The sequence below is a fragment of the Haemophilus parainfluenzae T3T1 genome, from assembly GCF_000210895.1.
In the GTDB taxonomy this organism is placed as follows: domain Bacteria; phylum Pseudomonadota; class Gammaproteobacteria; order Enterobacterales; family Pasteurellaceae; genus Haemophilus_D; species Haemophilus_D parainfluenzae_A.
Genome location: NC_015964.1, coordinates 21,697 through 42,844, shown reverse-complemented (window position 1 = coordinate 42,844; position 21,148 = coordinate 21,697). Strand labels below are relative to the sequence as shown.

Below are 21,148 nucleotides of genomic sequence, written 5' to 3'. Positions count from 1 at the left end.
TGAAATTTAATATGTTTTCAGTAAAATTGTCATATTTTAGTTTAATAATATTGGATAAGTTTTTCTGAAAAATATAGAAGGAACCCGTAATTATATGAATAGCCAAATTACATTAGGAACAAAGCTAGTTGGAGATATAAAGGGGCGTTTTTATGTTCCGTCATATCAGCGAGGATATCGTTGGGGAAAGGCTGAGGTCGAACGGTTACTTGATGATATTTATTCCACCGAAGGTAAGAGAAATTATTGTCTTCAGCCAGTTGTAGTAAGAAAAGATGGGGATAAATATGAATTAATAGATGGTCAGCAGCGCTTAACTACCATCTACCTTATCTATCGCTTTATGAGTGAACATAGCAAATCTATTAATGGACCAATATTTACTCTATCTTATGAAACCAGAGAGAAGTCTGAAGACTTCTTAAAATCAATCGATGAATCCCGTAAAGAGGAGAATATTGACTTCTGGTTCTTTTGTACAGCCTATGAAAGTATTAAGGCGTGGTTTTCTAAGGAAGATATAAAATCAAGGCTTACTGATATGAATGACTACTTCAAGAAAATCGTAAAAATTATTTGGTATGAAGTAGGCGAGACTGAAGATGCGATTGGTTTATTCACTCGTTTGAATATTGGTAAGATTCCTCTCACAAATGCAGAATTAGTAAAAGCAATGTTCCTTAGCAAAGGACGAACTGACACCAATATGGAACAGAAAAAACAGGAAGAAATATCTTTCCAATGGGACCATATGGAGAAGGAGCTGCACAACGATTCATTGTGGTTCTTCCTGACGAATAAAAGTACGGAGTATCAGACTCGAGCTGATCTGGTTCTAGATCTTATCTCTCAAAAGCCTGCTGACAATAGGGATCAGTATTATACCTTTTTCAAATTTGATGAAACGTATCAGAACGGTAAACTTGACAACATCTGGTATGAAATTCAGCAGACATTTTTAACACTGAAGGAGTGGCATAGTAATCACGAGTTTTATCACAAGATTGGATATCTTATCGCTTCTGGTTCAAAAACTTTGCGAGATATTTTTGACCGTTCCAAATATAAAACCAAGTCTACTTTTAATAAAGACCTTGATGACGATATTAAAAATAGCATAAAAATTGGGAAGAACTATGCAGATCTGAGTTATGAAAATACAGAGGATCAGAAAAAAATTAAAAAACTACTCCTCTTATTTAATGTTGAGTCAGTCCGTAAGAGTGGTGAGCATTCACAGAGGTTTCCATTTGATAAATATAAAAATGGTGAGAATGGAAAAGTTATATGGAGTCTTGAACATATACACGCCCAACAGTCGGAAGGCTTAAGTACTCAGAAAATGTGGAAAGAGTGGCTTCGCCTTCATAAACCGTCAGTAGAATCTGCAAAATCTTCAAGTTATGACATCAATAAATTGATTAAGGAAATAGATGATGCGATTAATAATGATAGGCTTAGTCGTCAGGATTTCGATAGTATCCAACAAGAGGTTGTAGGTTTGCTCTCTGAAGAGGGACATTCAGAATACTTGCACTCTATTGCAAATTTAGCGTTGTTAAGTTTTGAAGCCAATGCTGCGTTAAGTAATTCAACTTTTGATGTTAAGAGAAACGAGATTATCAAGATGGATAAAGAGGGGGCGTTTATCCCGTTTTGTACAAGAATGGTATTTCTGAAATATTATACACTATCTGCTGAAAACCAACTTCATTTCTGGGGTAAAGATGATCGGGATGCGTATGTTAACGAAATGAATATTGTATTGGGAACGTATCTCGAAGAAAAAATCCTTTTAGAAAAGGGGACAAAATAATATGGCTACAACACTTCACTCCTTTATGGATATTTTTGATACTAAATTTGAAGATGGGGCGGGTTCAATACAGGTTCAAAAGATCATTATTCCAATTATCCAGAGGGATTATGCGCAAGGACGCGATAACCCTGATGTGGCACGTGTAAGAGAACGGTTTATTGAGGCTTTATATAAGGCTGTGACGGAGAATCCTATCACGTTAGACTTTGTTTATGGGGATATTGATAAAGAAGGTAACATGACACCGCTAGATGGACAACAACGTCTTACTACATTATTCCTCCTTCATTGGTATGCAGCTAAAAAAGAGAATATCGTGAAGGATGATTATGACTTTTTGGAGAAGTTCAGCTACGAGACCAGGTATAGTGCACGCAATTTTTGTCATGAATTAGTAAATTATAACCCTGAATTTAAAAAAGATAGCCTTTCTGAAGAAATTATAGACCAAGCCTGGTTCCCTCTGGATTGGAAAAACGATCCTACTATTAGCTCCATGCTGCGAATGCTAGACGCAATTCATAATCGGTTTAAGTCTGTGACAGATTTGTGGACTAAGCTCAAAGAAGGTTGCATTACATTTTATTTTTTGCCAATTAAAGATATGGGATTAACAGATGAACTGTATATTAAAATGAATTCTCGTGGTAAGCCTTTAACTTTATTCGAACATTTTAAAGCAGAGCTTGAACGAGAAATCCGCAATATTGATGATGAATTAGCTGACAAAATTATGCGCAAAATTGATATTGATTGGACAGATCTTCTGTGGAAGTACCGAAATAGTAATACGAGTTCTCTAGACGATAACATTATCGATGACGAATTTTTACGATACTTTAAATTTATCTGTGATGTTATTTATTATCGAAAGGAGATCTCTGCAGGTAATAGAGGAAAAGATGTATTTGAACTTTTGGATCTATACTCTTCATCAAAAAGTCAGGATGCAGAAGAGAATATTAAAACGCTAGAGCGTTTTTTTGATTGTTGGTTGAATATTCGAGATTATAGAGATCCGAAAGACTTCTTATCCTCCTTTATGGCTAATACTCATGAGGATGGAAAGATTTTAGTTAAGTCTGGTAGTGACTTAAATATCTTTAAAGATTGCTTACATACATACCCTGACCGTGCCAAATTTCCATTGAATCGATTTGTGCTTTTATATGCAATTACAACATACTTGCAGAATCTTGATAAGGTAACGGAATCTGATTTTAAAAGAAGAATTCGTATCGTAAATAACCTGATTCAAAATTCTAGAGATGAGATCTCTGATCGACAAGATAGAAACAGAATGCCAGCTATTTTAAAGCAAACAGAAGCGATTATTCTGACTGGTGTTACTAATGATGATATTGATATTGGGCCTAGCTTCAATGCACATCAGATTGTGGAAGAAAAAGGGAAGATTGACTATCTAAAATCTAACCCTGGTATGGCTGGTGTAATGTTCGAATTGGAAGATCATGACTTACTTAAGGGGCAGATTAGTATCGTTGGTATAAAGAACCTTCATTATACTGAGAGATTTGAATCATTATTTAAATGTGATAAGGGAAAAGTAGATTGCGCGATGATGGCAATAGGCGCCATGATGGAGATTGGTAATTATGGGCAAATGGAAGGAAATAAGCGTCGTTACCAGTATGGCACAAAAAGTAATAGCTCTGCTTGGGAAAACTTATTTCATAGAAGTGCTAATTCAGGCTTTGAGAAGACAAGTGACATTCTTATTTCCTTATTAGATAAATATGAAGAATTCACGGATGAGATTCTTGAAGATATTGCAAAGGCTTATTTGGTCAAATGTAAAAGAGAAAAGAAATATCCATTTGAATATTATTATATTAAGTACGCTGAATATCGTCCCGACTCATATGGAAAGATGTGGAATGATGATCCTGAAGCAAATCCTCATATGTTTAGGGTTATGCAGACAGAAACGAGGTTATCTGAGTCTTCATATTACCCAAGTTTGAAAGCAGCTTCTGATTCACATTTATCAAAAGAACATTACGGGGATAGATTGATTTTTGGTGATGAGTATATAACCTGCGAAAAAAATTCGTATTTAAGAAGAAAAAACAAAGATGGCTCAATTATTGATATTATCATCATTCCGAATAGCGGTGATATTGATACTAAAGACAGAATCGGTTTCTTGAAGAATTATATCAAAAAACATTTTTAGTCTTACTACTGATAGTCGCAGTTGAGTCTCGAGCATTATGAAGCACTAACATTGCTGGAGCTCAATCCCTAATAAAAAAGCTAACATCTCTGTTAGCTTTTTTATTTAAAAATTTAATCGCACTTTTAATTTGCTATAAATTAGCGCAATTAAGAAAAATACAGCCTGTAACAAAATAATGCATGCACCAGTAGATGCATCAAAATGATAACTAAGTAGCACGCCTAATAGACTTGCAGTTACAGCGCTGATAATCGCGATAACAAGCATCTTATCGAAGCGATTGGTCAGTGTTAGCGCAGTGATGCCTGGTGCAATTAGCATGGCTACAACCAAAATCACCCCAACGACTTGCATTGAACTCACAATGGTGAGGGCGAGTAATGTGAGTAAGCCATAATGCAATAATTTAGGCGAAAGACCTGCAACACGGGCATGGCTCGGATCAAAGCAATAAAGTAGAAAATCACGACGCTTTAATCCAAGCAAAATAAAAATAATCAAGGCGATGATAGCCGTTTGAATCAGCTCTTGTCGGCTTACACCTAATACGTTACCGAATAAGATGTGTGTGAGATGTTGTGAGGTTTGGATTTTAGTGAACAGCACCAAACCAATGGCAAACATTCCCGAAAATACAATCCCCATCGCGGTATCTTCTTTAATACGACTGTTTTCTTTTAAATAACCCACTCCTAAGGCACAGGCAATACCTGAGACAAAGGCTCCAATCACCAATGGAATACCGGCTAGAAAAGCTAATACAATACCAGGCAGGACGGCATGGGAAATAGCATCGCCCATCAATGACCATCCTTTCAATACCAAATAGCAAGAGAGTAGTGCACAGATCACAGCAACCACTAATGCGGTGAGTAACGCATTTTGCATAAAGTCAAACTGAAATGGCTCAAGGAAAATCGCAAATATTTCACTCATGGGCCACCGCCTTACGTCGTTTTTGACTCATTAATCCGTATTTTGGCGAAAATAGAAAAGCTAATAAAAATAACAAGGTTTGCAATGTCACGATGACACCACCTGTGGCTCCATCGAGATAATAGCTTAAATAGACACCGACAAAACCAGTGATTGCGCCTAATGCTACCGCAACTTTGATAAGAGTTTTGAATTTATCTGTGAGTAAATAGGCGGTGGCGCCTGGTGTGATTACCATAGCTATCACTAAAATCGCCCCGACAGTTTGTAATGCGGCAACGACACAAGCACTCAAGAGTGTAAAAAAGAGGACTTTGTAAAACAGTGGCGAAAGACCTACTGTAATCGCTTGCGTTTCATCAAAGAAAATCAGTAACAGATCCTTCCAAAAAATAAGCAATAAGACCAAGCAAATCAACATAATGATGGCTACTTGATAAATATCTTCATCGGCAATCCCGAGGATATTACCGAGAATGATGTTTTGCACATTTATCGAGGTTGGATTCAAGGAAATAATCAGTAAACCTAAGGCAAAAAAGGTACTGAAAATAAAGCCGATAACGGCATCTTCTTTGAGTTTAGAAATGGATTTGATCCATAAAATGGAAAGTGCGGCCAAAATGCCGGCAAAAAAAGCACCTAAAGCATAGGGGAGTGAAAAGGCATAAGCTATCGCCACACCCGGAACCACGGAATGAGAGAGCGCGTCTCCAATTAATGACCAACCTTTCAACATTAAATAGGCAGAAAGAAAGGCACAAATACCACCAACTGCGGCACTTATCCACATGGCTTTTTGCATATATTCATAGGAGAAAGGTTCCAGTAAATATTCAAGCATGACTTATTCCTTGTCAGACGGAGGCAGACGACAGGATTTTACAGCCGTTGCGGGCGGATCATTTTTGGTTTCACCATAGAAGACAACGGGACGTTCATCATCCGTAAGCACGGTGACAGCACGTTTATCTTCATCATTATGCAGATCTTCACCTAATAATTTGACGTGTCGTAATACACCACCAAAGACTTTTTCCAAATTATGCTGATTGAATGTATCTTCTGTTTTACCGGCAGCAATCACAGTACGGTTAATCATCACCACTTGGTCACAGAAGTCTGGTACAGAACCCAAGTTGTGGGTAGAAACTAAAATTAAATGGCCTTCAGCACGTAATTGGCGAAGGAGTTCCACAATAGCATTTTCAGTTTTAACATCCACACCTGTAAAAGGCTCATCGAGTAAGATAATCTTACTTTGTTGGGCTAATGCTCGAGCCAAAAATACGCGTTTTTTCTGTCCACCAGAAAGCTCGCCGATTTGCCGTTCAGCTAAATGCTCGATGTTTACTCGTTGCATCGCTTCGAGCACTTTTTGTTTGTCTTCAGCCTTTGGAATGCGTAGGAAATTCATATAGCCGTAGCGTCCCATCATGACAACATCATAAACGGAGACTGGAAATTGCCAATCGACTTCTTCCGCTTGCGGTACATAAGCAACCAAATTTTGTTTCAATGCTCGATTAATTGGCAAACCACAAAGCGCAATATTGCCTTGCTGTGGTTTAATTAAGCCCATGATGCTTTTGAATAGCGTTGATTTTCCGCTTCCATTTACGCCGACAAGGGCACAGATTGTTCCCCCTTGTAATGCAAAGGTAACATCATAAATTGCAGTGTGCCCGTTGTTGTAACGAACGGTTACATCATTAACGGAAATCGAAGCGGAAAGTGCAGTCATTATTTTTCAAATCCTTTCACGATGGTGGATACAGTGACATTGAGCAAATCGACATAAGTCGGTACAGGGCCGTCAGCGGCAGAAAGAGAATCGACATAAAGTACGCCGCCGTACTTAGCATCACTTTCTTTCGCTACCTGTTGAGCAGGTTTTGCTGACACGGTACTTTCACTAAATACCACTGGAATATGATTTTTTTTCACTAAATCGATAAGTTTACGCACTTGTTGAGGCGTACCTTGTTGTTCAGCGTTAATTGGCCATAAATAGCCTTCTTTGAGATCGTAATCTTTCGCTAAATAACTAAAGGCACCTTCACTGGTGACTAACCAACGTTGGTTGGCAGGAATCTGTGAGAGTTTTTCACGTAAAGGTTTATCGAGCTGTTTGATTTTTTCTGCATATGCTGCCGCATTTTTTTGATAAGTATCAGCATTTTGCGGATCGTATTTAACTAATGCATTTTTAATATTTTCGACATAAATCAACGCATTAGATGGCGACATCCAAGCATGTGGGTTAGGTGCATCTTTATAAGGGCCTTCATAAATAGACAGTGGCGTAATGCCTTCGGTTACCACAACGGCTGGTTTGTCTTTGATATTTTGGAAGAAACGCTCAAACCAACGCTCTAAATTTAATCCGTTCCATAAAATTAAATCGGCAGATTGGGCTTTTACAATATCTTTAGGGGTAGGTTCATACTCGTGAATTTCTGCACCGGGTTTAGTGATGGATTCCACCGTCGCAGCATCGCCCGCAACATTTTGTGCGATATCCTGAATAACAGTAAATGTGGTCACCACTTTAAATTTTGCTTCGGCTTGTAAAGTAGCTAAACCTAGAGCGATAACAGATAGGCTTTTAAATAAATGCTTCATGAGATCTCCTTAAAAAATAATGATTGATTGGCATTCTGTAGAATAATATCATTTTTTATAAGGTTTTCAAATGAAAATAATTATCAAATCGATAGGTGGTTAAAATTAAAAAGCGGAAAATTTTGTGCAAAATTGACCGCTCTTTTTGAAATGATTAACCACCAACTTGTTGGATTAGGCGATCCATACCCGCTTCATCATAGCCTTCTTCATATTGGGCTTCATCAACGGTAAAGTTGTGCATGCTACGCCCTGCGATACAACCGTATTGTTCCAATTTTCCTTTAGTAAAGTTAGTACGAAACGCAGATGAATGGTTATTTAAACTGATCACCCCAATGGTAGCGCGATTACATGGATTTTTATTCACAAAGACTAAATTATAGCCAGATTCGCGAATATAACCGGTTTTATTAATTGCTGCATCAAACACTTCTTCACGCACTAATTTATTGGTGTTTTTAACAAAAACGCTACGTCCGCCAGCTTGAATGAAAGCGCTTGGCATATTCGAGAGGTTTTTGATTTGTGCTTTGTTAAGAGAGTATTTAGCCAATTTAACCAGATCCATCACACTTGAAATGTTGCTGTCAGATAAACCTGAACTATCTGAAAAGCGGGTAGAACGCATGCCTAGTTCTCGTGCTTTTTCATTCATTTTTTGGATAAATTGCAAACGACTCATGCCCGCAGAGCGAGAAAGGGCATGAGCAGCATAGTTGTCAGAATGAACGAGCATCGCTTTTAATAATTCATTACAAGAAATTGGCGTGTATTTTGGTAATTTTGTATGTGTGCCTTTGATGTAATCGTAATCGTCGTCAGTAATCGATGCAGTACAATTTGTGTTTCGATTATTTTCAAGAAACACATTTGCAGTCATTAACTTAGTGACGGATGCGATAGGTTGAACATGATTCGGTGAGCTACTTTCGAGCACGCGATCATGGGTGAAATCATACACGACATAAGATTGTGCCGTTGCCATTGCTGGCACTAAACACAATACAGAAAGAACTTTTTTTAACATATCTTTTAATATAGCCAACTTAGAGAATAAAACAAAGCTTGTATTCTATCAGTTTTTGTAAGGGTTTGGGATGTGTGAAAGAGAAAAAATTTAAAGTTTTTTAACCGCACTTTTTTCTTTTGTTTTTTGATTTTTGCGATAGCGATCGCAAAGAAGTGCGGTCAAAATTTTCTTTGTTTTTCAAATCTGCTAGCTTATCCGTCAGTAAATCTGTAAAATCTCGGCTCATTTTTAATATGCGAACTTTTTGTTGCTCAATTCTGAGTAACATCATCGCCGTAATGTGTAATAACGAGGCTTTATGTTAGAACAACCCCTTTTATCCGAAACGAATACAAAAAAGATTAACTTAATGGATTTAACGCGTCAGCAGATGCGTGAGTTTTTTGCTGAATTAGGCGAGAAACCATTTCGTGCGGATCAATTAGTGAAATGGATTTATCATTTTGGCGAAGATAACTTCGACAATATGACCAATATTAATAAAAAATTACGAGAAAAATTAAAAGCGGTCGCGGAAATTAAAGCACCAGAAGTGGCGGTTGAACAACGCTCTGCGGATGGCACGATTAAATGGGCGATGCAGGTTGGTGAACAACAAGTTGAAACGGTCTATATTCCAGAAGCAGATCGCGCGACACTTTGTGTTTCTTCTCAAGTAGGCTGTGCGTTAGCTTGTACCTTCTGTTCAACAGCACAGCAAGGCTTTAACCGTAATTTAACGGTATCTGAAATTATCGGTCAGGTTTGGCGTGCATCAAAAATTATCGGTAATTTTGGTGTCACAGGTGTTCGTCCGATAACCAATGTGGTGATGATGGGTATGGGTGAACCATTGCTGAATGTAGCCAATGTTGTACCCGCGATGGAAATTATGCTGGATGATTTCGCGTATGGATTATCTAAACGACGCGTGACTTTATCCACTTCAGGTGTTGTGCCAGCGCTCGATATGTTGCGCGATAAGATTGATGTGGCATTAGCTATTTCACTTCACGCACCGAACGATGAATTGCGTGATGAAATTATGCCGATCAATAAAAAATATAACATCAAAATGTTGATGGATTCGGTACACAGATACTTAGAAGTATCGAATGCTAACCATGGTAAAGTGACAATTGAATATGTGTTATTAGATCACGTGAATGATGGCACAGAGCATGCGCATCAATTAGCTCAAGTATTAAAAAATACCCCGTGTAAAATTAACTTGATCCCATGGAACCCGTTCCCAGAAGCGCCTTATGGTAAAAGCTCAAATAGTCGTGTTGATCGTTTCCAAAAAACATTAATGGAATACGGTTTTACAGTGATTGTACGCAAAACCCGAGGTGATGATATTGATGCTGCTTGTGGTCAGTTGGCGGGGGATGTCATCGACCGAACCAAACGTACAGCAATGAAGCGTAAGTTTGGTGAAGGTATTGACGTGAAAGCTGTTAACTAAGCTAAATATAGCAATACTTGTAAAGGGAAAACTGCCCGGATAAGAGTGATAAGAGAGAGGAGTGATAAGATGAAATTAATCCCAATTAACATTCTAAGTGCGGTCATTTTTCCTTTTGTTTTTTCTGCTTGCATTTCTCAGTCTTCAGTCGATTTTAATAAACAACAAGCAGCCAAAGCGCGCGTTGAATTGGCTTTAGGCTATTTGCAACAAGAGGATTTTGTTCAAGCAAAACTTAATTTAGATAAAGCCTTTGAGCATGATGAGCGGTATTATCTTGTGCACTCGGCACTTGCGCATTTTTATCAATTACAAGGCGATACAGAAAAAGCGAAGCAAGCTTATTTACAGGCGATTAAGTTAGACGATAAGCAAGGCGACGTGTACAACAACTTCGGTGCTTTTTTATGTGGGCAAGGTGAGTTTGAACAAGCTTATTCGCAATTTAATGCGGCACTCGCTGCGCCGAATTATTATCATCAAGCCGATACCTACGAAAACATGGCACTTTGTGCTTTTGTCGGAAAACAAACCGATGTTTATCAACAAGCGTTGGAGAAATTGCGCCAAGTTGATCCTTCTAGAGCGGAAAAGCTCCGCACGCTCAAATAATCATTGCCAAAAGCCCCTTTCGACTTTAAAATTTGGTATTTAGTTTTTTATTTCTATTTCTCTATTTTTATACCTATGAATACAATCGTCGAACAAACTGAAAAAACAGACCTCTCTTTTGGGGATAGACTTCGTCAAACTCGCGAAGCGTTAAATCTTTCTCTGGAAGATGCGGCAAAGGCAATTTCTTTGCGCCCAAGTATTTTGGAAAAATTAGAAAATAATGAATTTGTCCAAAAAAATGTGCCATCAACTTTTATGAAAGGATATGTGCGTAGTTATACAAAATTTTTACGTATTCCTGAGAGCGAATGGGCGCATTTAACCTTTGGTGAAGCATACAAAAACGATTTAGGTAAAAATGCACGCGCGACGCGTTCAGTAAACCAATACTCTTCTCATAGTCGCTGGGTCGGCACACTTACAACCATTATTTTACTCGCAGCTGTTGGGATGACAGGCTTATGGTGGTGGCAGAATTATCAAAAATCAAACGAAGAACGTGATAATTTAGTGCAAACCTACGTTGAAAAAGAAAAAACAGCAGAGGTGCCGGTTACTCATTCAAATGAAATTCCAGTAACAGTAAATAGTCAGCCTGCGGTGTCAAACAATGGAACTACGCCAGTAGCGGAAACAACAAATAATGCCGCTGCTGAACCCGCTGTTTCAAATACTCAAGAAAATAAATCTCAACCAGTAAACGCAGAAGTTTCAACTGGCGCAACTTCAGCCCCTATCGTTGAACAAGTTCAAGCCCCTGTTGTGGAACAAACCTTACCTAACACAGAACCCACAACAGAGCCAACCGTGCCAGATGCACAAAGTGCGGTTGAAAACCCTGCTATTTCTGAAGCACCAACAACAGCGAAGGGTGATCTTGTTATTGAGATTACCAAAAATTCAAGCTGGATTAGTGTGAAAGACCAAAACCGTAAAGTATTAGCACAAAAAGAATATAAACAAGGCGAAGTCTTAACCTTTAATGGTAATGACTATGCGTTGATTATCGGTGCGCCGGGTAACGTTCGTATTACTTATAAAGGCGAAGCGTATCCGCTTACCGTTGATGGCCGTGTGGCTAAATTTAAATTACCAAAACCTTAACGAATAATTTACGAAAGAATGTCAGCAGTAAAACCTACTATCAAACGTCGTGAATCGACAAAAATTTATGTGGGCAATGTACCAATCGGTGGTGATGCACCGATTGCCGTACAATCCATGACAAATACTCGCACAACGGATGTTGAAGCGACCGTTGCACAGATTAAATCGTTGGAACGCGTCGGCGCAGATATCGTGCGTGTTTCTGTACCTACCATGGATGCCGCCGAAGCGTTTAAAATCATTAAACAGCAAGTAAATGTGCCATTGGTGGCGGATATTCATTTTGACTATCGTATTGCGTTAAAAGTGGCTGAATATGGGGTGGATTGCTTACGTATTAATCCAGGCAATATCGGTCGTGAAGATCGTATTCGTGCAGTGGTAGATTGCGCGCGTGATAAAAATATCCCGATCCGTATTGGTGTCAATGCTGGCTCATTAGAAAAAGATATTCAAGAGAAATTTGGCGAGCCAACACCAGAAGCCTTGTTAGAATCAGCGTTACGCCACGTTGAGATCTTGGATCGTTTAAACTTCGATCAATTCAAAGTGAGCGTAAAAGCATCCGATGTCTTCCTGGCGGTGGAATCTTACCGTTTACTGGCAAAAGCCATTAAACAGCCGTTGCATTTAGGTATTACGGAAGCAGGTGGCGCACGTGCGGGCTCTGTGAAGTCAGCAATTGGTTTAGGGATGTTGTTAGCAGAAGGCATTGGTGATACCTTGCGTGTCTCTTTAGCCGCCGATCCTGTAGAAGAAATCAAAGTTGGTTTTGATATTTTAAAATCATTACGTATTCGTTCTCGCGGGATTAACTTTATTGCTTGTCCAACTTGCTCTCGTCAAGAGTTTGATGTGATCGGCACGGTGAATGCATTAGAACAACGTTTAGAAGATATTATTACCCCAATGGATGTATCTATTATTGGTTGTGTGGTAAATGGCCCTGGTGAAGCATTGGTGTCTGACCTTGGCGTTACCGGTGGTAATAAGAAAAGTGGTTATTATTTAGATGGTGAGCGTCAAAAAGAACGTTTTGATAACGACGCGATTATTGACCAATTAGAAGCAAAAATTCGTGCCAAAGTTGCACAACAAGATCCAAAAAATCGAATTATTTAAGGAAAACTCGTGGCAAAAAATATTCAAGCAATTCGTGGGATGAATGACTGTTCCCCAACTGAATCTCCACTTTGGCAATGGATTGAAGGACAGGTTCGCCAAATTTTAAGCAGCTACGGCTATTCAGAAGTGCGTATGCCAATCGTGGAAAGTACGCCATTATTTGCTCGTGCAATTGGTGAAGTCACAGATGTTGTCTCAAAAGAAATGTACACATTTTGGGATAATGATGAGCAATTAACGCTTCGTCCAGAAGGTACGGCAGGATGTGTGCGTGCTGCGATTGAGCATGGTTGGATTTACAACAATGAACAACGTTTATGGTACATGGGACCGATGTTCCGTCATGAACGTCCACAAAAAGGTCGTTACCGTCAATTTCATCAAGCAGGTGTAGAAGTATTCGGTATCGCAACCCCTGAAATTGATGCGGAGCTAATTATTTTAACGGCTCGTTTGTGGAAAGCATTAGGTATTGATCAACATGTTTCTCTTCAATTAAATTCGATTGGTTCATTAGAAGCACGTGCAAACTATCGTTCTGCATTAGTGGCTTTCTTAGAAAATCACCAAGATTTAATGAGCGAAGAAGAGAAAGAACGTCTTGTAAAAAATCCATTACGTATTTTGGATACTAAAAATCAAGCATTACAAGATGTATTGGACGGCGCGCCAAAATTATTGGATTATTTAGATGATGAAAGTCGCGAGCATTTTGCGCAGTTATGCGGTCTATTAGATGCGGTGGGTATTCAATATGAAATTAATCCAAAATTGGTACGTGGTTTAGACTATTATAATAAAACCGTATTTGAATGGGTGACATCAGCATTAGGTGCGCAAGGTACTGTATGTGGTGGCGGACGTTATGACGGCTTAGTTGAGCAACTTGGTGGTCACGCAACCAGCAGTGTCGGTTTCGCAATGGGCTTAGAGCGTTTAGTGTTACTCGTTCAAGAAGTGAATAAATCGATTCCGGTAAAAAGTGCGGTAGATATTTACGTTGTTTATCAAGGTGAAGGTACAACGTTAGCCGCATTCCAACTAGCGGAAAAACTTCGCTCAGAATTACCGCACTTAAGTACAATGTTGCATTGCAGCGGTGGTAACTTTAAAAAACAATTTAAACGCGCAGATAAGTCTGGTGCGACTCTGGCTCTTGTGCTTGGCGAAAGTGAAGTACAAAATAATCAAGTTGTGGTAAAACACTTACTTGGCGCAGCAGAGCAGCAAACCATTGATGTGGCCAATTTGATTGAACACGTGAAAGCCCAATTTTAATTTTAGAAGGATAGGAAAATGGCATATACCATTGAAGAAGAACAAGAACTGAACCAGTTAAAAGAATGGTGGAAAGACAATGGCAAAACCATTATTGCCGCTTTTATTCTTGGTGTAGGCGGGATGTTGGGCTGGCGTTATTGGCAGTCTTATCAAGCCAATCAAATCATGCAAGCGTCTGCTGAATATGATGCGTTAGTTTATACTGCAAACAAAGATGCCGCCGCACAACAAGCTAAAGTAGCTGAATTTGTGAAAGCGCATGATAAAACCAGCTATGCGGTATTTAGCTTATTAGATGAAGCAAAAGGTTTTGTTGCAAAACAAGATTACGCCTCTGCTGAAAATAGCTTAAAACAAGCGATTGCTCAATCACAAGATGATATCTTAACTTCTCTTGCAGCACTTCGTTTGTCTGCGGTGCAATTCCAACAAGGTCAATTTGATGCAGCATTAGCAAGTCTAAATCAAGTGAAAAGCCAAGGCTTCAGTGCACGTAAAGATCTTTTAGCGGGCGATATTCAAGTCGCGAAAGGCGATGTGAATGGTGCTAAAGCAAGCTTTGAGAATGCTCAGAAAAATGGTAACCCGTTAGAAAAACAAATGGCGCAGATGAAATTAAATAATCTGTAATATTTTAATTAGCCCGAATTGCTCGGGCTTTTTTATTGGATTTTTGATCTTATGATTCAGAAACCTATTGTGCCACCACCCATCATTTTTATTGGCTGTGCACTTATCATGACATATTTGCCTAATCCTTATCCGTTCAAAATCAATGTATTAGCAGTTTATTTGATTGTATCGGTTTCTTCTGTCATCGCTTTTTTCAGCCTTTGGCAATTTTATAAAAGTAAAGCGAATATCAATCCAATTCACTTAGAAAAAAGCAACGTGTTTGTGGCAGATGGTATTTATCGTTTTAGTCGTAACCCAATGTATTTAAGTTTAGCGGGCTTGCTAGTGGCATGGGCAGTTTATTTGCAAAGTGCGGTCAGTTTTCTAGGTGTTTTTCTTTTTGTTTATCTCATCACACAATGGCAAATTAAACCTGAAGAATACTGGTTAGAGAAGAAGTTTGGTGAGCCTTATTTGGCTTACAAGAAAAAAGTGAGACGCTGGATTTAACCAATAAAAAAATCGCCTAAAAATAGGCGATTTTTTATATATTTTTAGAAACTATTATTTAGCTGCACATCCACAATCTGCTAATTTTTTAGCAAAACGCTCAGCAACGAAATCCCAGTTTACTACGTTCCAGAATTCTTTGATGTAGTCTGGACGACGGTTTTGGAATTTCAAGTAGTAAGCGTGTTCCCAAACGTCTAAACCTAAAAGTGGGAAACCTTCACAACCTGCGATTTCTTTACCCATTAATGGAGAATCTTGGTTTGCTGTTGATACAACAGATAATTTACCTTGGTTGATCACTAACCACGCCCAGCCTGAACCAAAACGAGTCGCTGCTGCTTTTTCAAATTCAGCTTTGAAGTTTTCTACAGAACCGAAATCACGTTCGATAGCTGCTTTTAAATCACCCTGTAAAGAGGTGCCTTTTTTCAATGATTTCCAGAATAAGCTGTGGTTTGCGTGACCGCCTGCGTTGTTACGTAATGCAGTACGTTTTTCAGCTGGGATTTTGTCTAATTGGCTGATTAATTGACCTGAGCACATTTCAGAAAATTCAGCAGGTAAAGTTTCTAACACCGCGTTTGCATTGTTTACATAAGCTTGGTGGTGCTTAGTGTGGTGAATTTCCATTGTTTGCGCATCAAAATGTGGTTCTAACGCATCATAAGCGTAACCTAATTCAGGTAGAGTATAAGACATAATATGTTCCTTTTTTAAATGAAGTTAAGGTAATGTTTTTGATAAAACAACATCAAAAAGTAGTTAAATGGTAGCAGAAAATTTGATTTAGATCAGTAAATCTTTTAATTATTTGATTATCCGATGAATAGGCTAGAAAAGCTTAATTTGTTTTAAATCAATAAACACACCGATCTACTCCTAAATAGTTATACCTTTTAGCCCTTAAAATCTCGTCAAAATTTCCCCTTGTGGTAGAATACCCGCTGATTTTTAACAAGGTTTTATTTTTAAGGCTGAGACTATGTTTCCTGCTCATCAACTTCAATTAGAACAATTAGCGTGTCAACGTGGCGATCGCGTATTGTTCACTGATCTTTCACTGCAATTTCAAAGCGGTGATTTCGTGCAAATTGAAGGGCACAATGGTATCGGCAAAACAAGTTTATTGCGCATTTTAGCTGGCCTTGCACAGCCTGTAGAAGGTAAAGTGCGCTGGAATTCAGACGAGATTACAAAACAACGCGAAGAATACCATCATCAGCTACTTTATCTCGGCCATCATTCTGGTGTGAAACCTGAATTAACAGCATGGGAAAATTTAAAATTTTATCAGCAGATTAGTCAAAGCCAGCAAGGCACCGATATTTTATGGGATGTGTTGGAAACAGTAGGCTTACTCGGTCGCGAAGATTTACCGGCAGCTCAACTTTCAGCAGGTCAGCAAAAACGCATTGCCTTGGCGAGATTATGGATCTCTGAAGCGCCACTTTGGATTTTGGATGAACCTTTTACAGCAATAGACAAAAAAGGGGTTGAAGTTTTGACCGCACTTTTTGAAAATCATGCTAAAAAAGGTGGAATGGTCATTCTAACGAGCCACCAAGAAGTGCCGAGTACATTATTGAAAAAAATCAATCTTGCTGATTATAAATATAACTCTTAGATTTTTATGATATTTTTACAGATTATAAAGCGTGAGCTGAAGATTGCGACCCGTAAACAAGCGGAAATACTGAACCCGCTTTGGTTCTTTTTAATCGTGATTACGCTGTTTCCATTGGTAATTGGGCCAGATCCTAAACTACTTTCTCGCATTGCACCCGGGGTTGCTTGGGTTGCGGCATTGCTTTCTGCGTTGCTATCTTTTGAACGTTTATTCCGAGATGATTTTATTGATGGCTCTTTAGAACAATTGATGCTTACGGCTCAACCTTTAGCGCTAACGGCACTCGCAAAAGTCGTTGCACACTGGTTGTTAACGGGTTTGCCGTTAATTCTACTTTCTCCTATTGCGGCTTTATTGCTTTCATTAGAAGTGAATATTTGGTGGGCATTAGTGGTCACCTTGCTAGTGGGAACACCGATTTTAAGCTGCATTGGTGCGATTGGCGTGGCATTGACGGTAGGATTACGTAAAGGTGGCGTATTGCTGAGTTTACTTGTGGTACCATTATTCATCCCGGTTTTAATTTTTGCCTCAGCAATTTTAGATGCCGCCGCGTTAAATCTCCCTTATGGCGGACAGCTTGCTATTTTAGGCGCAATTTTGGCTGGCGCGATAACATTATCGCCTTTCGCTATTGCAGCGGCACTAAGAATTAGTTTAGATAATTAATCATCATTACGGTGAAAGTGCGGTCAGATTTTTAACTGTTTTTTATTTTTTGGAATTAAGGATCTTTTATGTGGAAGTGGTTACATCCTTACGCAAAACATGAAACCCAATATCATTTATGTGGCAAATTAAGCCCATTTTTTGGTGCGATTGCGGTTTTATTATTGGCTGTTGGCATTGTGTGGGGCTTAGCTTATGCACCGGCAGATTATCAGCAAGGCAATAGTTTCCGAATTATGTATGTCCATGTGCCGGCAGCGATTTGGTCAATGGGTGTGTATGGTTCTATGGCAGTGGCTGCCATTATTGCATTAGTTTGGCAAATTAAAGCCGCTCATCTTTCAATGATAGCCATGGCACCGATCGGTGCAATGTTTACCTTTATTGCCTTGGTAACAGGTGCAATTTGGGGTAAACCAATGTGGGGAACCTGGTGGGTGTGGGATGCGCGTTTAACCGCAGAACTTATTCTTTTCTTCTTATATATTGGTGTATTAGCCCTTTATTCTGCATTTTCTGATCGTGCGGTGGGCGCAAAATCAGCGGGTATCTTGTGTATTGTTGGTGTGGTGAATTTACCAATCATTCACTTTTCCGTAGAGTGGTGGAATACCTTACATCAAGGGGCAAGTATCACGAAGTTTGAAAAACCTTCCATTGCAACACCGATGTTGATTCCACTGATTTTATGTATTTTTGGATTTTTATTTTTATCCATTTGGTTTACGCTCGTACGTTATCGCGTTGAATTGCTAAAAGAAGACAGCAAACGCCCATGGGTAAAAGAGTTAGCAAGTAAGCTAAAATAGTTTTTCATTTTTATTTTAGGGAGCGGAAAATGTTTTTCCAAAATTGGAGTGATTTTATCAATATGGGAGGCTACGGTTTTTACGTGTGGCTTTCCTATGGGATCAGCTTAGTGGCCATGATCATTTTGGCGATACAAAGCGTCAAGGGGCGTAAAGCGGTGTTAAAAGAAGTGTTACGCGAGCAACAACGTGAAGCACGTTTAAACCAAGTAAATAAAGGAAATACGCTATGAATCCAAGACGTAAATCAAGACTCTCTATCATTATCTTTGTGATTTTAGGTATTTCAATTGCAACGGGTTTAGTACTTTATGCGCTTCGCCAAAATATCGATTTATTTTATACACCATCAGAAGTGATTGAAGGTAAAGAAGGCAAAGCAGATCAAAAACCTGAAGTGGGGCAACGTATCCGTGTAGGTGGTATGGTTGTGGAAGGCACAGTAAAACGTGATCCAAAAAGCTTAAAAGTTCGCTTTGACTTAAATGATATTGGTCCGTCTATCACTGTAGAATACGAAGGTATTCTTCCTGATCTTTTCCGTGAAGGGCAAGGTATCGTCGCACAAGGTGTATTAAAAGAGCCAACTTTATTAGAGGCGACAGAAGTACTTGCTAAACACGATGAAAATTATGTGCCACCTGAATTAGGCGAAAAAATGCAGAAAGTACATAAGCCAATGGGTGCAGAATTAAAAGGCGAGAGTGAAGCTGATCGTCGTTATAAAGAAACCCAGCAAAAACCGCAAGAAGGTCAATAATGATTGCTGAACTAGGAAATTATGCGCTTGCTTTAAGTCTTGCCGTTTCATTCTTTTTAGCGATTTTCCCATTATGGGGCGCAGAAAAAAGTCACCCTCAATTAATGTCATTGGCTCGTCCAATGACTTATGGTTTATTTTTCAGTTTAACCATTGCTTTTGCGGCATTATTCTATCTGTTTGCCGTCAATGATTTCAGTGTGCAATATGTAGTCAATAACTCTAACAGCAGCTTGCCGATTTATTATCGTTTATCTGCAGTGTGGGGTTCACACGAGGGTTCATTGTTACTTTGGATTTGGTTATTAACTCTTTGGGGCGCAGCGGTTGCGTTATTTAGCAAACACTTACCACAAGAAGCCGTGGCTCGCGTGTTAGGTATTATGGGGATTATTAGCATCGGCTTCTTACTCTTCGTATTGTTTACCTCAAATCCATTTACCCGTACATTCCCTGACTTCCCAGTAGATGGCAGAGAACTCAACCCAATGTTGCAAGATGTGGGCTTAATTTTCCACCCGCCATTGCTTTATATGGGATATGTTGGTTTTTCTGTGGCTTTTGCCTTTGCGATTGCATCATTAATGACAGGGAAATTAGACTCCGCTTGGGCAAGGTGGTCACGCCCTTGGACGATGGCGGCTTGGGTATTTTTAACACTCGGGATCGTGCTCGGTTCGTGGTGGGCGTATTATGAGCTAGGCTGGGGGGGCTGGTGGTTCTGGGATCCAGTAGAAAACTCTTCTTTAATGCCTTGGCTTGCAGGAACCGCATTAATCCACTCTTTAGCGGTGACTGAAAAACGTGGCTCTTTTAAAGCTTGGACTGTGCTTTTGGCAATTCTTGCGTTCTCACTTTGCTTATTGGGTACGTTCTTAGTTCGTTCCGGTATCTTAGTGTCAGTACACGCCTTTGCTTCAGATCCAACACGTGGTTTATATATTCTTGCTTATTTGGTTGTGGTAATCGGTGGTTCTTTAACCTTGTACGCTTACAAAGGAAACCAAATTCGTTCGCGTGATAATGCAGAACGCTATTCTCGCGAAACCTTATTATTATTAAATAACATCCTATTAATGACCGCACTTTGTGTGGTGTTCTTAGGGACGTTATTGCCATTAGTTCACAAACAATTAGGTTTGGGCTCGATTTCGATCGGTGCGCCGTTCTTTGATCAAATGTTCCTGATTATTATGACCCCATTTGCCTTATTACTAGGTATTGGGCCATTAGTTAAATGGCGTCGAGATCAGTTCTCTGAAATTCGTACACCGGTTGTAGTGAGTGTGATTGTAATGGCGATTGCAGGCTTTGCCTTGCCATATTTCTTACACAATAAACTCACCGTCAGTGTTGTGCTTGGCACCATGATGTCCGTCATTATTGTGTTATTAAGCCTTTATGAAATGAAACAACGTGCAACACACCGCGAATCGTTTTTTAAAGGTATTACCAAGCTTTCCCGTTCCCATTGGGGGATGATTTTGGCTCACCTTGGTGTGGCAATGACAGTTTGGGGAATTGCATTTAGCCAAAACTTTAGTGTAGAGCGCGATGTGCGAATGGCTGTGGGTGATACGGTGCAGATCGCTGACTATGACTTCACATTTACCGGTGTGAGCGATGCAAATGGTCCTAACTATATGGGCGGCAAAGCACAAATTGATATTTCAAAAGACGGTAAACTAGAAGCAACATTATTTGCTGAAAAACGTTTTTATACTGTCAGTAAAATGCCAATGACTGAAGCGGCAATTGATTGGGGCTTTACCCGCGATCTTTATGTTGCCTTGGGTGAAAAAATAGAAGATAACTCATGGGCGCTTCGCCTCTACTATAAACCGTTTATCCGTTGGATTTGGATTGGTGGATTGTTTATGGCGATAGGTGGCTTGCTCTGTATGTTTGACCGTCGTTATCGTTTTAGTCGTTTGGTAAAACAGTCTTAATCGTGATGAGGGGCTAGA

Annotated in this window: 21 protein-coding genes; 15 read left to right on the top strand and 6 right to left on the bottom strand. The window is 39.3% G+C overall.

Annotation, left to right across the window (positions count from 1 at the left end):
- Positions 1–94: 94 nt before the first annotated feature.
- Positions 95–1,816: a DUF262 domain-containing protein gene (locus PARA_RS00220; protein ID WP_014064006.1), complete on the top strand. Its 1,722-nt coding sequence runs from the start codon at positions 95–97 to the stop codon at positions 1,814–1,816.
- A gap of 1 nt (position 1,817) precedes the next feature.
- The gene (locus PARA_RS00215; protein WP_014064005.1) at positions 1,818–4,016 is read left to right on the top strand and encodes a DUF262 domain-containing protein; all 2,199 of its coding nucleotides are present in this window, start codon (positions 1,818–1,820) and stop codon (positions 4,014–4,016) included.
- A gap of 105 nt (positions 4,017–4,121) precedes the next feature.
- Here PARA_RS00215 and PARA_RS00210 read toward each other — a convergent pair whose 3' ends face one another.
- From PARA_RS00210 to PARA_RS00190, 5 genes are all read right to left on the bottom strand, one after another.
- Complete coding sequence (locus tag PARA_RS00210; RefSeq protein WP_080557649.1) at positions 4,122–4,946, bottom strand: metal ABC transporter permease; 825 nt, start codon at positions 4,944–4,946, stop codon at positions 4,122–4,124.
- 1 nt (position 4,947) lies between these two features.
- The gene (locus PARA_RS00205) at positions 4,948–5,799 is read right to left on the bottom strand and encodes a metal ABC transporter permease (protein ID WP_014064003.1); all 852 of its coding nucleotides are present in this window, start codon (positions 5,797–5,799) and stop codon (positions 4,948–4,950) included.
- A gap of 3 nt (positions 5,800–5,802) precedes the next feature.
- Entirely contained in the window at positions 5,803–6,699 is an 897-nt protein-coding gene (locus PARA_RS00200; RefSeq protein ID WP_014064002.1) for a manganese/iron ABC transporter ATP-binding protein, read from the bottom strand.
- Entirely contained in the window at positions 6,699–7,580 is an 882-nt protein-coding gene (locus tag PARA_RS00195) for a metal ABC transporter substrate-binding protein (RefSeq protein WP_014064001.1), read from the bottom strand. Before PARA_RS00195 ends, PARA_RS00200 begins: the two co-directional genes overlap by 1 nt.
- A 154-nt stretch (positions 7,581–7,734) precedes the next feature.
- Positions 7,735–8,610, bottom strand: a complete 876-nt coding sequence (locus PARA_RS00190) for a D-alanyl-D-alanine carboxypeptidase family protein (protein ID WP_014064000.1) — start codon at positions 8,608–8,610, stop codon at positions 7,735–7,737.
- A gap of 301 nt (positions 8,611–8,911) precedes the next feature.
- Here PARA_RS00190 and PARA_RS00185 point away from each other — a divergent pair, with 301 nt between their 5' ends.
- From PARA_RS00185 to PARA_RS00155, 7 genes are all read left to right on the top strand, one after another.
- Entirely contained in the window at positions 8,912–10,060 is a 1,149-nt protein-coding gene (locus PARA_RS00185; protein ID WP_005698372.1) for a bifunctional tRNA (adenosine(37)-C2)-methyltransferase TrmG/ribosomal RNA large subunit methyltransferase RlmN, read from the top strand.
- Positions 10,061–10,129: 69 nt separating this feature from the next.
- A complete protein-coding gene (gene pilW, locus PARA_RS00180; protein WP_014063999.1) occupies positions 10,130–10,672 on the top strand; it encodes a type IV pilus biogenesis/stability protein PilW in 543 nt (180 codons plus the stop codon).
- A 75-nt stretch (positions 10,673–10,747) separates the two neighbouring features.
- On the top strand, positions 10,748–11,779 hold the full coding sequence (locus tag PARA_RS00175; protein WP_014063998.1) for a RodZ domain-containing protein: 1,032 nt from the start codon (positions 10,748–10,750) through the stop codon (positions 11,777–11,779).
- A gap of 18 nt (positions 11,780–11,797) precedes the next feature.
- A complete protein-coding gene (gene ispG / locus PARA_RS00170; protein ID WP_005695590.1) occupies positions 11,798–12,904 on the top strand; it encodes a flavodoxin-dependent (E)-4-hydroxy-3-methylbut-2-enyl-diphosphate synthase in 1,107 nt (368 codons plus the stop codon).
- 9 nt (positions 12,905–12,913) lie between these two features.
- Positions 12,914–14,185 carry a histidine--tRNA ligase gene (gene hisS / locus PARA_RS00165; protein WP_014063997.1) on the top strand — a complete coding sequence of 424 codons (1,272 nt, stop codon included), beginning with the start codon at positions 12,914–12,916 and terminating at the stop codon, positions 14,183–14,185.
- 18 nt (positions 14,186–14,203) lie between these two features.
- Positions 14,204–14,818 carry a YfgM family protein gene (locus tag PARA_RS00160; protein ID WP_014063996.1) on the top strand — a complete coding sequence of 205 codons (615 nt, stop codon included), beginning with the start codon at positions 14,204–14,206 and terminating at the stop codon, positions 14,816–14,818.
- 51 nt (positions 14,819–14,869) lie between these two features.
- The gene (locus tag PARA_RS00155; protein WP_014063995.1) at positions 14,870–15,313 is read left to right on the top strand and encodes a methyltransferase family protein; all 444 of its coding nucleotides are present in this window, start codon (positions 14,870–14,872) and stop codon (positions 15,311–15,313) included.
- Positions 15,314–15,367: 54 nt separating this feature from the next.
- On the opposite strand, the gene sodA is transcribed toward PARA_RS00155, so the two are convergent.
- Positions 15,368–16,015 (bottom strand): superoxide dismutase [Mn], encoded by a 648-nt coding sequence (gene sodA / locus PARA_RS00150; protein WP_014063994.1) that lies wholly within the window; start codon positions 16,013–16,015, stop codon positions 15,368–15,370.
- Between the two features lie 283 nt (positions 16,016–16,298).
- Between sodA and ccmA the strand changes: the two genes are divergently transcribed.
- The 6 genes from ccmA (at position 16,299) to PARA_RS00120 (ending at position 21,130) form a co-directional block, all read left to right on the top strand.
- Positions 16,299–16,940, top strand: a complete 642-nt coding sequence (gene ccmA / locus PARA_RS00145) for a cytochrome c biogenesis heme-transporting ATPase CcmA (protein WP_014063993.1) — start codon at positions 16,299–16,301, stop codon at positions 16,938–16,940.
- A 6-nt stretch (positions 16,941–16,946) separates the two neighbouring features.
- Positions 16,947–17,612 carry a heme exporter protein CcmB gene (gene ccmB, locus PARA_RS00140; protein ID WP_014063992.1) on the top strand — a complete coding sequence of 222 codons (666 nt, stop codon included), beginning with the start codon at positions 16,947–16,949 and terminating at the stop codon, positions 17,610–17,612.
- 68 nt (positions 17,613–17,680) lie between these two features.
- Positions 17,681–18,421, top strand: coding sequence for a heme ABC transporter permease (locus tag PARA_RS00135; protein ID WP_014063991.1), 741 nt, complete (start codon positions 17,681–17,683; stop codon positions 18,419–18,421).
- A 29-nt stretch (positions 18,422–18,450) separates the two neighbouring features.
- A complete protein-coding gene (ccmD, locus tag PARA_RS00130) occupies positions 18,451–18,654 on the top strand; it encodes a heme exporter protein CcmD (RefSeq protein ID WP_014063990.1) in 204 nt (67 codons plus the stop codon).
- Positions 18,651–19,181, top strand: a complete 531-nt coding sequence (ccmE, locus tag PARA_RS00125) for a cytochrome c maturation protein CcmE (RefSeq protein WP_014063989.1) — start codon at positions 18,651–18,653, stop codon at positions 19,179–19,181. Before ccmD ends, ccmE begins: the two co-directional genes overlap by 4 nt.
- Positions 19,181–21,130, top strand: coding sequence for a heme lyase CcmF/NrfE family subunit (locus tag PARA_RS00120; protein WP_014063988.1), 1,950 nt, complete (start codon positions 19,181–19,183; stop codon positions 21,128–21,130). Before ccmE ends, PARA_RS00120 begins: the two co-directional genes overlap by 1 nt.
- The last annotated feature ends 18 nt before the right edge of the window (positions 21,131–21,148 follow it).

Coding starts and splice junctions, on each gene's coding strand:
- PARA_RS00220 (WP_014064006.1), top strand. CDS start 95: ATGAATAGCCAAATTACATTAGGAACAAAGCTAGTTGGAGATATAAAG.
- PARA_RS00215 (WP_014064005.1), top strand. CDS start 1,818: ATGGCTACAACACTTCACTCCTTTATGGATATTTTTGATACTAAATTT.
- PARA_RS00205 (WP_014064003.1), bottom strand. CDS start 5,799: ATGCTTGAATATTTACTGGAACCTTTCTCCTATGAATATATGCAAAAA.
- PARA_RS00200 (WP_014064002.1), bottom strand. CDS start 6,699: ATGACTGCACTTTCCGCTTCGATTTCCGTTAATGATGTAACCGTTCGT.
- PARA_RS00195 (WP_014064001.1), bottom strand. CDS start 7,580: ATGAAGCATTTATTTAAAAGCCTATCTGTTATCGCTCTAGGTTTAGCT.
- PARA_RS00190 (WP_014064000.1), bottom strand. CDS start 8,610: ATGTTAAAAAAAGTTCTTTCTGTATTGTGTTTAGTGCCAGCAATGGCA.
- PARA_RS00185 (WP_005698372.1), top strand. CDS start 8,912: ATGTTAGAACAACCCCTTTTATCCGAAACGAATACAAAAAAGATTAAC.
- pilW (WP_014063999.1), top strand. CDS start 10,130: ATGAAATTAATCCCAATTAACATTCTAAGTGCGGTCATTTTTCCTTTT.
- PARA_RS00175 (WP_014063998.1), top strand. CDS start 10,748: ATGAATACAATCGTCGAACAAACTGAAAAAACAGACCTCTCTTTTGGG.
- ispG (WP_005695590.1), top strand. CDS start 11,798: ATGTCAGCAGTAAAACCTACTATCAAACGTCGTGAATCGACAAAAATT.
- PARA_RS00160 (WP_014063996.1), top strand. CDS start 14,204: ATGGCATATACCATTGAAGAAGAACAAGAACTGAACCAGTTAAAAGAA.
- PARA_RS00155 (WP_014063995.1), top strand. CDS start 14,870: ATGATTCAGAAACCTATTGTGCCACCACCCATCATTTTTATTGGCTGT.
- sodA (WP_014063994.1), bottom strand. CDS start 16,015: ATGTCTTATACTCTACCTGAATTAGGTTACGCTTATGATGCGTTAGAA.
- ccmA (WP_014063993.1), top strand. CDS start 16,299: ATGTTTCCTGCTCATCAACTTCAATTAGAACAATTAGCGTGTCAACGT.
- ccmB (WP_014063992.1), top strand. CDS start 16,947: ATGATATTTTTACAGATTATAAAGCGTGAGCTGAAGATTGCGACCCGT.
- PARA_RS00135 (WP_014063991.1), top strand. CDS start 17,681: ATGTGGAAGTGGTTACATCCTTACGCAAAACATGAAACCCAATATCAT.
- ccmD (WP_014063990.1), top strand. CDS start 18,451: ATGTTTTTCCAAAATTGGAGTGATTTTATCAATATGGGAGGCTACGGT.
- ccmE (WP_014063989.1), top strand. CDS start 18,651: ATGAATCCAAGACGTAAATCAAGACTCTCTATCATTATCTTTGTGATT.
- PARA_RS00120 (WP_014063988.1), top strand. CDS start 19,181: ATGATTGCTGAACTAGGAAATTATGCGCTTGCTTTAAGTCTTGCCGTT.